The organism is Lysinibacillus sp. HST-98 (assembly GCF_016757845.1).
GTDB classification, from domain to species: Bacteria; Bacillota; Bacilli; order Bacillales_A; family Planococcaceae; genus Lysinibacillus; species Lysinibacillus capsici.
In genome coordinates this window covers 411,289-424,058 of sequence record NZ_JAENHX010000004.1, presented here as the reverse complement: position 1 = coordinate 424,058, position 12,770 = coordinate 411,289, and the positions used below count along the sequence as shown (strand labels likewise).

At 35.8% G+C, this 12,770-nt stretch carries 16 protein-coding genes and 1 other RNA gene; 8 read left to right on the top strand and 9 right to left on the bottom strand.

All coding sequences use genetic code 11. The annotated features are described in order from the left end of the window. Positions 1 to 4: 4 nt before the first annotated feature. A complete protein-coding gene (locus tag JIN86_RS12815; RefSeq protein WP_370568678.1) occupies positions 5 to 97 on the top strand; it encodes an IS3 family transposase in 93 nt (30 codons plus the stop codon). A gap of 272 nt (positions 98 to 369) precedes the next feature. On the opposite strand, the gene JIN86_RS12810 is transcribed toward JIN86_RS12815, so the two are convergent. Beyond that, complete coding sequence (locus JIN86_RS12810; RefSeq protein WP_004229831.1) at positions 370 to 1,053, bottom strand: hypothetical protein; 684 nt, start codon at positions 1,051 to 1,053, stop codon at positions 370 to 372. Positions 1,054 to 1,294: 241 nt separating this feature from the next. On the opposite strand from JIN86_RS12810, the gene JIN86_RS12805 reads away from it, so the two are divergent. The 5 genes from JIN86_RS12805 (at position 1,295) to JIN86_RS12785 (ending at position 4,556) form a co-directional block, all read left to right on the top strand. Then, a complete protein-coding gene (locus JIN86_RS12805; protein WP_009371775.1) occupies positions 1,295 to 2,203 on the top strand; it encodes a LysR family transcriptional regulator in 909 nt (302 codons plus the stop codon). 83 nt (positions 2,204 to 2,286) lie between these two features. Further along, positions 2,287 to 2,994 (top strand): CoA transferase subunit A, encoded by a 708-nt coding sequence (locus tag JIN86_RS12800; protein ID WP_202342087.1) that lies wholly within the window; start codon positions 2,287 to 2,289, stop codon positions 2,992 to 2,994. Continuing rightward, positions 2,991 to 3,632 (top strand): 3-oxoacid CoA-transferase subunit B, encoded by a 642-nt coding sequence (locus tag JIN86_RS12795; RefSeq protein WP_081456923.1) that lies wholly within the window; start codon positions 2,991 to 2,993, stop codon positions 3,630 to 3,632. The genes JIN86_RS12800 and JIN86_RS12795 overlap by 4 nt, the downstream gene beginning before the upstream one ends. A 70-nt stretch (positions 3,633 to 3,702) precedes the next feature. After that, the gene (locus tag JIN86_RS12790) at positions 3,703 to 4,116 is read left to right on the top strand and encodes a VOC family protein (RefSeq protein WP_004229824.1); all 414 of its coding nucleotides are present in this window, start codon (positions 3,703 to 3,705) and stop codon (positions 4,114 to 4,116) included. 95 nt (positions 4,117 to 4,211) lie between these two features. Next, the gene (locus JIN86_RS12785; protein ID WP_004229822.1) at positions 4,212 to 4,556 is read left to right on the top strand and encodes a monothiol bacilliredoxin BrxC family protein; all 345 of its coding nucleotides are present in this window, start codon (positions 4,212 to 4,214) and stop codon (positions 4,554 to 4,556) included. Between the two features lie 22 nt (positions 4,557 to 4,578). On the opposite strand, the gene JIN86_RS12780 is transcribed toward JIN86_RS12785, so the two are convergent. Both JIN86_RS12780 and ssrS read right to left on the bottom strand, forming a co-directional pair. Beyond that, a complete protein-coding gene (locus JIN86_RS12780) occupies positions 4,579 to 5,043 on the bottom strand; it encodes a hypothetical protein (RefSeq protein WP_225340620.1) in 465 nt (154 codons plus the stop codon). 178 nt (positions 5,044 to 5,221) lie between these two features. Further along, a non-coding RNA gene (gene ssrS / locus JIN86_RS12775) (6S RNA) lies at positions 5,222 to 5,414 on the bottom strand. 246 nt (positions 5,415 to 5,660) lie between these two features. Here ssrS and JIN86_RS12770 point away from each other — a divergent pair. Further along, complete coding sequence (locus JIN86_RS12770; RefSeq protein ID WP_004229817.1) at positions 5,661 to 5,999, top strand: zinc ribbon domain-containing protein YjdM; 339 nt, start codon at positions 5,661 to 5,663, stop codon at positions 5,997 to 5,999. A gap of 51 nt (positions 6,000 to 6,050) precedes the next feature. On the opposite strand, the gene JIN86_RS12765 is transcribed toward JIN86_RS12770, so the two are convergent. Then, positions 6,051 to 6,563 carry a zf-HC2 domain-containing protein gene (locus JIN86_RS12765; protein WP_202342086.1) on the bottom strand — a complete coding sequence of 171 codons (513 nt, stop codon included), beginning with the start codon at positions 6,561 to 6,563 and terminating at the stop codon, positions 6,051 to 6,053. 103 nt (positions 6,564 to 6,666) lie between these two features. Then, positions 6,667 to 7,305 carry a YfbR-like 5'-deoxynucleotidase gene (locus JIN86_RS12760; RefSeq protein ID WP_004229813.1) on the bottom strand — a complete coding sequence of 213 codons (639 nt, stop codon included), beginning with the start codon at positions 7,303 to 7,305 and terminating at the stop codon, positions 6,667 to 6,669. 172 nt (positions 7,306 to 7,477) lie between these two features. Between JIN86_RS12760 and JIN86_RS12755 the strand changes: the two genes are divergently transcribed. Further along, positions 7,478 to 7,918 (top strand): hypothetical protein, encoded by a 441-nt coding sequence (locus JIN86_RS12755; RefSeq protein ID WP_004229811.1) that lies wholly within the window; start codon positions 7,478 to 7,480, stop codon positions 7,916 to 7,918. A 388-nt stretch (positions 7,919 to 8,306) separates the two neighbouring features. Here JIN86_RS12755 and JIN86_RS12750 read toward each other — a convergent pair whose 3' ends face one another. From JIN86_RS12750 to JIN86_RS12735, 4 genes are all read right to left on the bottom strand, one after another. Continuing rightward, entirely contained in the window at positions 8,307 to 10,148 is a 1,842-nt protein-coding gene (locus JIN86_RS12750; protein WP_202342085.1) for an FtsX-like permease family protein, read from the bottom strand. Further along, positions 10,138 to 10,899, bottom strand: coding sequence for an ABC transporter ATP-binding protein (locus tag JIN86_RS12745; RefSeq protein ID WP_004229809.1), 762 nt, complete (start codon positions 10,897 to 10,899; stop codon positions 10,138 to 10,140). The genes JIN86_RS12750 and JIN86_RS12745 overlap by 11 nt, the downstream gene beginning before the upstream one ends. Positions 10,900 to 11,002: 103 nt before the next feature. After that, positions 11,003 to 11,989, bottom strand: a complete 987-nt coding sequence (locus JIN86_RS12740; RefSeq protein WP_202342084.1) for a sensor histidine kinase — start codon at positions 11,987 to 11,989, stop codon at positions 11,003 to 11,005. Then, positions 11,986 to 12,675, bottom strand: coding sequence for a response regulator transcription factor (locus JIN86_RS12735; RefSeq protein WP_004229805.1), 690 nt, complete (start codon positions 12,673 to 12,675; stop codon positions 11,986 to 11,988). Before JIN86_RS12735 ends, JIN86_RS12740 begins: the two co-directional genes overlap by 4 nt. Between the last annotated feature and the right edge of the window lie 95 nt (positions 12,676 to 12,770).

Below are 12,770 nucleotides of genomic sequence, written 5' to 3'. Positions count from 1 at the left end.
GTATATCGATTACTACAATAATGAACGAATTAAACAAAAACTGGCCGGTATGAGCCCGGTAAAATACCGAACTCATGCCAGCCAATTAGCTGCATAACTAAAACTCTAACTTTAAGGGGTCACTACCAAAGGTGGTGTATTTTTTGTTGGTAGTTATTAAGATAGGGTCGTTTCTCTCTTTGAAAAATTTCTATTTAGGTTGGCTTATATTTGTCAGTAGAAGATTTTTAAGTCTTTCTTGTAAAAATTTTTTCTTTTCTGCACGTTTTTTATAGAAAGAAAAAGATTTTATAACAAATAAAGCAACTAGTATGATGACAATCAATGAAATAAATGAAAATAACATCGTAAAATCCTCTATCCGATTCGTTACATAGAAAGTTCGTTAGTAACAAAAATTTTATTCGTAATAACAAAGGTTAATAATATATTTAAAGCAATTAATTTTGGTCTGCCTTGTTGCTGAATAATAATGTGAGAAAACTTTAAATTAGCTATACGGTTAGCTAATGTATACTCCTCGGCTCCTGTTACCTGTCTACCATCGGGGGTACATCCTAAAACAAAATGCCCAGCGTAAGAATTCTTGAGCACATAGGGATGCATGGATTGATAATGAACTTCCATGATCGTATCTGCTTCAATCATATAATGATGAGTTACTAGAAATTTTTTTAACGCGCCTTTTAGGTCAATGGCGATGGCTGTATCAGCTAGAATTGTGCGAAAATAAACAGGCACGATGTTGGCATGTTTAATATAAGGCTTTACCTCAATGCAGATTTCACCAGAATGTTGTACAAATAGCTGAATAATTGCTTGATGAATTCCATCTGTTAAAGTGACCATAGTATTTCCGAAATGAGCACTTTTAAAGAAAATACTGTCATCAGCAATATAGCCAACAGCAATATGACGATTCTCAATATGTAGCGATTTTGCTTTCACTCCTAAAACTTCCTCACAGTTCTTTAATTCATAAACATGTTGCTGAAATGTAAGACCTAAATAATGCCTATTAACTATTCGATTTTCAAGCAATTGCTTCAACATCTGTTACATCTCCAATCTTTGATAAATTATGACAATATTTATAATTGATTGTAGGTCATATAACTCTCAAAAAACTCTCCAAAAGTCGAAAAGATGCGTATAATGGCAGGGGTGAAAATATCTAAATTTTATAGTTCAACCCATTGCAAAGGATTAAAAAGAAAGGATGGAGAATTTATTGCTGAAGGGTAGTACTTGTAGTTGCTTTTATAACAAATACAAATATATGGAGAAGATAGTGATGGAATTAAGAGATTTAAAAGCCTTTATGGCTGTTGTTGAGCATAGGAGTTTTACAAAGGCTGCACATGATTCCTTTGTATCTCAGCCTTCATTAAGCAAAAGTATTAAAAAATTAGAACAATCATTACAAGTTGATTTGTTGAACAGATCAACGCGTAATGTAGAACTTACTGATGCAGGTAGTATTGTTTATAATCAAGGGCAAAAAATAATGCATGCTGTTCAAGAACTACATATTTTGCTAGACGATTTATTAAATATTAAAACAGGTGCTATCAAGTTAGGGATTCCACCTTTAATTGGAACATTATTTTTCCCTGAAATCGCTAGGGGATTTCATCAGCTATATCCTGAAGTACATTTAGCACTTATCGAACGTGGTGCAAAAATGGTAGAAATGTTAGTTGAAAATGGAGATGTTGATATGGGCATCGTTGTATTACCAGTAGATGAAAGGAAGTTTGCTGTTCAATCCTTTATAGAAGACCAGTTTTATGTCTTTATGAATGAATCTCACCCCTATGCACACCAGAAATCCATAGCTTTACAAGATTTAAAAAATGAAACGTTCATTATCTTTGCAGAGGAGTTCACGCTTCACGACTATATAATTAAATCCTGTGAAAGTGTTGGTTTTACACCTACAATCGGCTATAAAAGTTCACAGTGGGACTTGATTGTAGAGTTAGTATCCTCCAATTTAGGGGTTACATTGTTACCCCATTCCATTGCAGCTAAGCAAACAAATAACAATGTGAAAATAATTCCATTAAATGATTTTGAAATGCCGTGGCGTTTAGGGATTATTACGAAGAAAAATACATATCAATCTTATGCATTAAAACAGTTACTTGAAATGATAGGTAGGAATGGGGAAAATAGATTTATTCCATATAGGAATAAGTAGTATTCTAATTAATTCCTTTACTTGTAAAATAGCAATGATGTAGAATTTTCCTTAATAAACGAGCAATTCAGGGAGGTTTCGAGATGGGGAATGGCAAGGTATGGAGTTCGTTTGAAGAAGCGATTGCGGATATTAAGGATGGAGATACATTAGCTGTAGGTGGCTTCGGGCTATGTGGTATACCCGAAAAATCAATCGCAGCATTAGTGCAACAGGGAACAAAGGATTTAACCGTTGTCAGTAACAACTGTGGTGTAGATGACTGGGGATTGGGTCTACTATTAGCAAACAAGCAAATAAAAAAAATGGTTGCTTCTTATGTAGGAGAAAATAAGATTTTTGAACAACAATTTTTAAGTGGTGAGCTAGAAGTAGAGTTGACACCGCAAGGAACTCTTGCAGAGCGTTTGCGTGCAGGTGGAGCGGGAATTCCTGGTTTTTACACAGCTACAGGGGTTGGAACGCCAATTGCTGAAGGAAAAGAAGTGAAGGTTTTTAATGGCAAAGAATATATTTTGGAAGAAGGTATTGTTGCTGACTTTGCTCTGGTCAAAGCATGGAAAGCCGATAAGCTAGGAAATTTAGTTTATAGAAAAACATCACGCAATTTTAATCCATTAGCTGCTATGTCAGGGAAAATTACAATAGCTGAAGTGGAGGAAATTGTAGAAGTAGGCGAGCTAGATCCTGATCACATTCATACACCAGGGGTTTTTGTACAACGTGTATTATTAGGTGAAAATTACGAGAAACGTATTGAGCGTTTAACGGTGAAAAAGGGGGAAGCATGATGGATACAAGACAAAAAATTGTTAATCGTGCAGTAAAAGAAATAGCCAACGGTATGAATGTCAATTTAGGCATAGGTATTCCAACACTTGTTGCGAATGCGATCCCAGCCGATTATGACGTACTCTTACAATCCGAAAACGGACTTCTCGGTATTGGTCCTTATCCAGTAGAAGATGCAGTAGATCCTGATTTAATCAATGCAGGTAAAGAAACAGTTACGGCAGTTCCAGGAGCATCCTTCTTTGACAGTGCAGAATCATTTGCAATGATTCGCGGTGGACATATTGACCTTGCCATCTTAGGAGGTATGGAGGTATCGGAAACAGGAGATCTTGCTAACTGGATGATTCCTGGGAAAATGGTGAAGGGCATGGGTGGCGCAATGGACCTCGTCGTTGGTGCCAAGAGAGTGATTGTCGTCATGGAGCATGTAAATAAAAATGGTGAATCTAAAATTAAAAAACAATGTGAACTTCCACTAACGGGTAAAGGTGTCGTACATCGATTAATTACAGATTTGGCTGTATTTGATTTTACGAAAGATGGCATGCAACTGATAGAATTAGCAGATGGTGTTTCTTTAGAGGAAGTAAAAGAGAAAACCGCTGCTCCTTTTAGCGTCGCTCTTATACAATAACTTCAGACCTAGGACTGTTTTCAGCGTTATGGTCTTATTTTACAATAATCTAAAAGGGGATTTCATAACAATGGAACAACAATGGACAAATGAATTAGCAGTCGCACAGGTGCGTGTAGCAAGACCAACCGATCAGCTAAAGGAAGTAGAACGGTTTTACTGTGAAGGTGTCGGATTAAAGAAAATTGGTTCGTTTACAGAACATCGTGGCTATAATGGTTTAATGATTGGTCTTCCAAATGCAGGTTATCACTTAGAATTTACAGAGCATATTGACGGTAGCCCTTGTCCAGCACCAAGTAAGGACAATCTACTCGTACTTTATATCCCAAACAGAGATACGATTCGTCATATTGCCGAACGTCTTGCGGTCATGGGATATCCCGAAGTTGAGCCTGAAAATCCATATTGGGCTGAAAAAGGGGTAACCATTGAAGACCCGGATGGCTGGCGTCTAGTATTCATGAATACGGAAGGCATTTAAATAGGAAATTTTAAGCACGAGCACGTATGTAGTCTCGTGTTTTTTGTAACCTAAAATACCCGCCGTAGTATATAATCTGTTTAGGGGGTTACTAAATGCAACGAATAATGACATTAATCAAATGGTGTGAGGTTTTGGAGCAATCGAAGTTCAAACCTTGCCTTGTGTTAAAAATTAGCATGACATGTATTAGTAGTATTTCAGCATTAAAGGAATATAAAGTATTACAAACGAAATTGCCTAAATATCTTGTCATTGTACAAATGGATCGGGTAATTTCAAATGCTATTGCCTGTGATCTTCAAGTGAAGCACGAATCACCTCAACTAATAATCCTGCAGGGTGGTAAAGGAATTTGGCAAGCAACTCACTACAAAATAAAGCACTCTCTTTTAGAAAACGCTATAGAACAATATGTAAAAAAAGATACTCCACAATAGGATGTGGGGTATCTTTATGTGATTAATCTTCCAAAGCCTCATCTTCATGATAATTTGTAGCGCTAGACTCGATATCGACCTGTAGATAATTGGCCCAGTCTATTTTGTGAAAATCCTCTTCACTAAAATAAATATTCAAAACCTCAGTCATTGTTTTGTCCCCATCAGGTTCAGTGAGAGGAGCATACCAAGTAATAGCCGGTGTCTTCACATTTTTTAATTTGGACAAATCAGCGAAAATTTTAGTAGAATCCTTTAGCATCTGGCTTTTCGATCCTTCTGTTACATCTGTATCTTGTATGGAAATTGTGACAATACCGTCTTTCGACTCATCCACAGAGAATTCGTTTTTCACAATCGCGCCTACAATATCTTCAACATTCGTATTTTGATCGACTGCCACTTCCTTTGGTTCAGCGCTCTTTCCACAAGCTACTAACAGTAGTGAAGTAAAAACCAATAGATAAATTATTTTCTTCAATGTCATAACCTCCCTTGTTACTCCATCTATGTGCAAAATGGGAGGGAATTATACAAAATACAAGAAGGTTGTCCTTACTTTTTATGAATGGTTAGGAAGTGATTGAATAAGGAGAAGCGGAGAATAGCCAGAATATAAAAAAGCACCTTAACCAAAATAGCTAAGGTGCTGTATCAATCATGTATAAAAAGCCGCGTATGCCGTAGTTATTATAGAAAGTTTTAAACCACCACTCCTCAAAGTGGGTGTTCGCAGAAGTTTTCCTGCTTATCCTCATGCACCGTAGTGTGAGGCCCGTCATTTCAACTCCAATAATAAAACTCCCTTTTACAGCTTAAAGGTTAAAACTTAATATTATACGAACAATGCAGCCTTTATGGATATAATAAAGCATGATCGATAAACATGCAAGTAAGATGATAATGGCAAATTAGTCAATGGGCAAGTGTTCCAAATCGCGTTATAAACATCTTGTACTACCTTCAAAAAGGTGCTGATGTTTCATATTTTTTTCACAAATGCGAACGTAAAATACGAACAACCTTTGCTAAATAAGGTCGACTATGTAAAGATAGGAGCATAAAGAGGATTTTCCTAGTAAAAAGTAAAAGGAGGTAGTAAAAATGGCAGCTTATCCGAATTGTCCAAAATGTCATTCTGAATATACATATGAGGATGGAGCAAACTATGTATGTCCAGAATGTGCACATGAATGGAGTATGGACGCAACTGAACACGAACCAGATGCACTTATTGTAAAAGATGCAAATGGTAATCTGTTAGCGGATGGCGATTCAGTTACTGTTATTAAGGATTTAAAGGTGAAGGGTAGTTCTTCCACTTTAAAAATTGGGACAAAGGTAAAAAGTATCCGTTTAGTGGAAGGCGATCATAACATCGACTGTAAAATTGATGGCTTTGGTGCCATGAAATTAAAATCAGAATTTGTGAAAAAGGCCTAACAAACAAAATGCACCTCAACTTTGATAAAAAAGTTCAAGGTGCTTTTTTGTTTATTGAAAAACCCTACGTAATAGAATGGCAAAAGCTGCGCCAATTAAGGCGAAAATGGTATGTAAAAGTGCGATGTAGCCAGCTCCCATCACTAGCGTTCCTATTTCGGTTAAAGAAAAGGTTGTAATATAGAGCTCATTATTAAGATTATTAATGATAGCCCAAACGAATACAGGCACAGAGCTTATGATAAAAACAATCCATATGTTTTTATAGAAAAGGTAAGAAAGACAGCCGAAAAGAGCATATGAGATGACAAAGCCCTTTTGATTGCCGAGTAAGGAAGAATTAATGGCAAACATAAAGGATAATACAATAAATATGATATGAAAAAAGGATAATGTTCTTTTCATGGGTAAGTATGCGTTCTGAATTGATGAATTGACTACTAGCTGCTGACATTGCTGACAAGTTGTTAGATGCCGTTCGACAAATTCTATTGTTGATGCTTGAAGCAGTTGTTTTTTATAAAGAGGTATTAAATCTTCTATAATTGAGCATTCCTGTGACAATACTTTCCCTCCATTCAATCTCTCCTCATTATACGACTTTTTGTGGAAAATAAAAAAAGCCTTCCGTGAATTTTTCAATCGGAAAACTTGTACATGCACCTTATTAGTTTGATGTTAATACTTCATTTGTTAATGCTTGAATATCGATATGTGTTTTTTCCTTTACTGCGTCCTTTAAAATTTCTGTGCGGAAATAGTGGACGGTCGCTTCAAGCGGAATAGCCAAGAGTTTTGAAAGGGCTGATTGGTACATATAGACAAATTCTTTGTCAGTATTACCACGCTTTAATTCTGCGAAAGCCTCGTAAAACTGGTCGAGTTTATCAGCAAATTCAAGTAGCCGACCCTCTAAAGTATGATCCTTTCCTTCTTTCATCCGTTCAAAGAAAACAGCCTGAAATTCTTGTGGGATTTCATTGATGATAAATTTTTCCATCATCTTTTCTTCCACGTGTGCGAGCATTTGCTTTAACTCTGGGCTAGCATGTTTTACTGGTGTCTTAATGTCACCAATAAACACTTCCGCAAAGTCATGATTGATTGTCTTTTCATATAAAGATTTCCAATCAACTGTTGCACCGTGCATTTCTTCTAACGTTGCGAAAAACATCGCATATTGTGACACTTTCCAAGAATGGGCTGCCACATTGTGCTCTTCAAATTTGAAGCGACCAGGGCAACGAATAATACGCTCTAAATCATTAAGACTTGTAAAAAATTGGTGAATTCCTATAAAAATCACTCCTTTTTGTTTTATAAGTGCATGTTACTATAAACAATACCCTCTTTATACGGTTTTCAAACAATTTAACAATGATTCAAGCTGTGTTTACAAAGGATTCACAATTGCTGATAAAGTAAATTCAGCTTGAATGCTATAATGAAGGGGACTGATGAAAAGGGGAGTACACAACATGTTTTCCATTTATACACTTCTTCTTTATATACATATTTTAAGTGCTATTCTTTCGATTGGGCCTTTGTTCGTTGTGCTCACCATTGTAAAAAAAATGCGTACAGCTTCCATGGATGACATGCCACCATATATAGAAGCCTTTAAGGGGGCCATTACGCTAGTCAAACATTCGGGGCATGTACTAGTAGCCTCGGGTATTTTGTTAATGTGGCATGCGGGCTATTATTGGAATACCTCGTGGATTGTATTAACCTTCCTCGTGATGTTTGCATCCATCGTATTTCTAGCAAGAGCGTTTAAACCAACGTTGCGTACTTTTAACACACCAGCATTTAATCATCTACAATTTGTTTCACTGTTGCATCGTAAAACATGGATGTATATAGTATTATTGCTTATTATGCTATGGCTGATGGTAGCAAAGCCCGTTCTTTGGTAAAAAAGATAATGTCATCTGCAAAAAAGCCCTTTTCACAAGGCGAGAGGTTGATTTCCGTTCAGCCAGCGTCCTTTCCAGGGGGCGTCCGATGAGCCGCTAAATCCCTTAGGAGTGACGCTGGCTTCTCTTCAATCAACCATTCTGCAGAAGTGTCTTTTCCTTATCAGCAGTAGCGATCAAATAACCCATTATTTGAATTAGGGCTTTTATTTTCAATGTGGAGAAGTGATGAGTGACGATACTCCTCATTAAAATGAGTAGTTAACACCTTCACTTTATTTGAAAAACTTTGCTAAAAGAAAACATTTTCACCTTTCATAAAGATTCTATTAATTGGTTTGTTTTTCAACACTATGAAAAAATCGCACCCTTAAGGAGTGCGATTTTTTTAGCTTACTAAGCGTTTAAAATAACTTTTTCGAATGAATACATAGCTAATGAGGAAAAGTACAAAGAAACAACAAGAGCTAGCTATGGAAACTTGTAAAAATGCTGTAGAAACCATTGTTCGCATAGCCAAAAGGGTAATTAGCAAGAGTGTAATAGCTATGGTGAATGGTACAAAAATAAGAATCGCCAATTCTTTAGTGATAATGGTAGCTAATTCATTTCTAGAAAGTCCTAACTTACGGATACCAATATACTTTTCCTTCTCTTGTTGTAATGTTGTTTGTAAATAGAAGTACAATATACTCATGGCTGCACTTAAGAAAATTAGACTTAACATGGAGCCGATAAAGAACATGACGCTTTTGACAAACATCTCTGTGTTATATAAATCAATTTTGGATGTTACATAACGTTCTCCAGGTAAAGAGGGTAAGTTATTAGTAATTGTATTCGCCAAATTTGTATGGGCTGTCCATTCTTCCAGTTCATAGATATACGTTTTATAAACAGGGTAGTCAATGATTTTGTAAATGTCATCAGGTACAATGAAATAACTTTGTTGGAAGCCAGTAGATAGCAGATTTTGCTCATGGGTGCTGGCTAGTTTGAAAGACTTTATAAACAGGTCGCTGGCAGTGTTTATTATTGGCGCTTCACCACGATTACCAGCGGCGGCAATAAACTCATCTTTACTTAGTTTGATTTCCTGATGCTGTATCAGATTAAAATTTGATAAAGGCATATAGCCAATACGTTGATCTTCGTTTGATTTAAATTCAATAAAATACTTGTGAGCTTCAACCGTTGATAAAGTATTTTCAAGATAATCAAGATCAGCCTTGACCATGTTGTCATCAGCTTTTGGATCAGCAATATATTGAAAGCTATATGGATAATTTTCTTCACTAGTCTTTTTTACATTGTAATAAGAGCTAAATAAAATACTTGTACATAGAAAGACACCGCTTAATAGGATAGTAATGAGAAACAGCATATTTGCATGTGATTTCATTTTTGCATTTAAATTGGACGCCAAAAGCATATTTGTTTTTTGAAGATAGGCAGGAGACTTTTCATATATTTTCAAAAACAAACGAAATCCTTGTGTAATAACTAAATAAATCGTACAAAGAATGCTAATAAATAATAACAGATAATAAAGGACACTTAACGTGTCTACAATGGAATGCTCGATTTTTAGCAAGCAAGCTAAAGTGGCAGACATCAAAATACTTAGTATTAATAACCCATAATGAGGCTTAATAGATTTCTCGATAACTGTATCACTTTTTAAGAGTTGGATAGACGCTTCTTTATTAATGAACCTCGTAACAACTGTCGATATCACAACAAATAAAATCAGAAATAATCCTATGGTTATACTAATTGCTTGAAGAGGCATGTACATACCAAATGTTTCTGCCTTTAAAATGACTTTTGCACCCATTAAGAAAAGAGGTGTAATGACAAGGCCGAGAACGATAGCTGCCAGAATAGCTAAAATGCCAATTAACAGATTTTCACGGAAGACCAGCTTACGAATCTGCTTCATGGAAGCCCCAGTAATCATAAATATTCCTAAGGTCTTGGTCTTCTTACGTAAAAATGCTGTGATTGAATAGGTAATGTAAATAAAAGAGAATAAATAAACGAGCATACTAGCTAGCATTAAAGAAATTCCAAGTGTAGAGTCTGGATCGAGGCTCTTCAGATTTGGATGAAAGACGATAACAGAAAATAGAAAGAAAATAATAATAGAAAACATACTACTCAAGAAGTAAGAAGCATACGTCCATTTGTCACGTAAAATATTTTGAATCACAATATGATTAAAGCTCATGCTGTCCACCACCTAGAAAAGCAAGCGTGTCCATAATTTCCTGATAAAATTGCTTACGGTTGTTGCCTCGATGTATTTCGTTATATAATTTCCCATCTTTAATAAAAATAATGCGATTGGCAAAGCTTGCTACATAAGGATCATGTGTCACCATGAGAATAGCCGTATCAAGCTCTTGATTAATTGAGGAAAATAAGTTCATGACATCATTGACAGCCTTTGAATCCAAGTTTCCTGTAGGCTCGTCTGCTAACAATAAACTTGGCCCATGTATAACGGCACGAGCGATGGCTACTCGTTGTTTTTGTCCACCTGAAATTTCATAAATACGTTTCGGCAATAGTTCCTCGATACCGAGAAATTGAGCGACATCCTTTAAACGTTGAAGCATTTTTGAAGCAGGTAGGCTATCTAATGTTAATGGCAATAAAATATTTTCTTTCACTGTTAATGTATGCACAAGATTAAAATCCTGAAATACAAAACCTAGTTCAGTGCGTCTAAATTTGGCGAGGTCCTCATCATTTAATGCGTAAGGATTATGATTGTTTATGAAGATATCGCCAGCGGTAGGACGATCAATAGTGGATACACTATTTAAAAATGTTGTTTTCCCACTACCTGAAGGTCCCATGACAGCTACAAATTCCTGTTGTTGTAGCTGAAAATCGATACCGTTTAACGCTTTATAGGTGATCTCACCGATATATTCCTTGTGCAAATTGGTTACTTGTAGTATGGCGTTACCCAAATTAAAACAACTCCTTTATGGTCATTAGATACCTTTAGTATAGAAAAGGAGCGGCACATAACCTATTTCTCTTGATGACGTGAAGATGACAAAGTTGTCATCTTCATTTTTTAAGACTGTTTGAAAAATTAATGGAAAAAATAGTGACATGCTCAGAAGATTGTAAAGTGAAGGGGTGCTCTAGTGTAGTTAATATTTTTTTCACTAGATATAAGCCTATACCTGTTGCTTCGCCACTTGATCGCCCCTTCATACCTGTATAAAATAAATCAAAGACTCGTGCTATTTCGCTAGAAGGGATGGTCTCACCACGATTGGTTATGTGTAAAGCCTCATTTTCATAGTCGATATGAATGGTGCTTGCCATTTCACTATATTTAATGGCGTTATTTAATACTTGATAAAGTACAATTTTTAACCACTTTCGATCTGAATAAATGATTTGGTCTTCAGCAAACGTCAGCTTTGGAAAAACTTCTCTTATGATAAAAAAATCCTTCAAATCATTGATGACTTCTTGCACGAGCCCTTTTAAAACAATAGGTTCAATTTTTAAATCAGCTACTAAATGTGATGTGCGCTCATACGTTAATAACTGATTGAGGGTAAATGTCAATTTATTGCACTCTTTATTGATGGTATGCCATTGCTGCAATTCATCAGTGGTCTTGTTGGGTGTAGCTTGAACGATTAATTGAATAACAGATAAAGGTGTCTTCATTTGATGTGCAAAATGTGATAGAACAAGTTGCTTCTCATGTGCTTGTTCTTCCAAGCTTTGCTGTTGGGTTAAAAATAAATACTGTATTTGCCTTAGCTTTTTACTATAGTATTGCTCAATAGCTGCACGTGGTTCAAATAAATGAAGGTCATCTTCTGTGTGGATACTTTTTTGTAAATGATGATAAAATTTTCTTCTTCGATAATAACGACCAAGTAGCCACAGAATAAACAGAAAGCTGACAAGAAAAATAAAGTAGGCATAGTGTGCGGATAGGTCATCTAATACATGAATAATCAAAGGTAATAGGAGGAAGCTTATGCTATAGAGAATAATGATACTAAGATGATCTCGAAAGAATAGCTTCATTTACCTTTCTCCACCAATTGATATCCAAGACCACGAATCGTTTTAATCTCAAGTTGAGAGTGTACGGTTTCAAATTTTCTACGTAATCGGCCAATATTCACAGACAAAGTATTTTCCTCAACAAAGGTTTCATCATCCCAAATAGCACTTAAAAGCTTTTGACGCGGCACTACATTAGGGTAAGCTTCGAATAATAACTTACTAAGTTGCATTTCTTTTAGCGTTAACAGGCTCTCATTGCCTTTTGTTTGAAGACGAACTGTATCTGGATTTAAGGTAGTATTGGCTATTGTTATGGTTGAAGTCTCGGTTAAAGCATATTCACCATAGGTACGCCGAAGTAGTCCATTTACTTTTGCCATGAGGACATCCAATGAAAAGGGCTTTGTAATAAAGTCATCGGCACCATTTTCAATTCCATATACTTGATCAATATCATTTACTCTGGCAGAGACAATGATGATGGGACAGGTTGAGAGTTGACGGATTTTCCGTGACCAAAAATAGCCATCGTAAGTCGGGAGATTGATATCCATAATGACTAGGTGTGGTTGTATCGTATTAAACTCTTCAATAATGTGTGGAAATTGTTGTACAGTAAAGCATTCAAACTGATATTTAGCTAAATGCTCGACAATCAGTGAAGCTATATTTGCATCATCTTCTATTATGTATATTTTGTACATACCTATCGATCCTTCCTTTATTCTATATGTATAATGTACCCTCATTTCAAAAAATCTATAGAAAAATTGTTATTTTAAACTTGAGAAAAGAGTCA

Excerpts from the sequence above, each read along its gene's own strand:
- JIN86_RS12805 (WP_009371775.1), top strand. The coding sequence starts at position 1,295 with ATGGAATTAAGAGATTTAAAAGCCTTTATGGCTGTTGTTGAGCATAGG.
- JIN86_RS12785 (WP_004229822.1), top strand. The coding sequence starts at position 4,212 with ATGCAACGAATAATGACATTAATCAAATGGTGTGAGGTTTTGGAGCAA.
- JIN86_RS12790 (WP_004229824.1), top strand. The coding sequence starts at position 3,703 with ATGGAACAACAATGGACAAATGAATTAGCAGTCGCACAGGTGCGTGTA.
- JIN86_RS12735 (WP_004229805.1), bottom strand. The coding sequence starts at position 12,675 with ATGTACAAAATATACATAATAGAAGATGATGCAAATATAGCTTCACTG.
- JIN86_RS12810 (WP_004229831.1), bottom strand. The coding sequence starts at position 1,053 with ATGTTGAAGCAATTGCTTGAAAATCGAATAGTTAATAGGCATTATTTA.
- JIN86_RS12750 (WP_202342085.1), bottom strand. The coding sequence starts at position 10,148 with ATGAGCTTTAATCATATTGTGATTCAAAATATTTTACGTGACAAATGG.
- JIN86_RS12800 (WP_202342087.1), top strand. The coding sequence starts at position 2,287 with ATGGGGAATGGCAAGGTATGGAGTTCGTTTGAAGAAGCGATTGCGGAT.
- JIN86_RS12780 (WP_225340620.1), bottom strand. The coding sequence starts at position 5,043 with ATGACATTGAAGAAAATAATTTATCTATTGGTTTTTACTTCACTACTG.
- JIN86_RS12795 (WP_081456923.1), top strand. The coding sequence starts at position 2,991 with ATGATGGATACAAGACAAAAAATTGTTAATCGTGCAGTAAAAGAAATA.
- JIN86_RS12740 (WP_202342084.1), bottom strand. The coding sequence starts at position 11,989 with ATGAAGCTATTCTTTCGAGATCATCTTAGTATCATTATTCTCTATAGC.
- JIN86_RS12770 (WP_004229817.1), top strand. The coding sequence starts at position 5,661 with ATGGCAGCTTATCCGAATTGTCCAAAATGTCATTCTGAATATACATAT.
- JIN86_RS12755 (WP_004229811.1), top strand. The coding sequence starts at position 7,478 with ATGTTTTCCATTTATACACTTCTTCTTTATATACATATTTTAAGTGCT.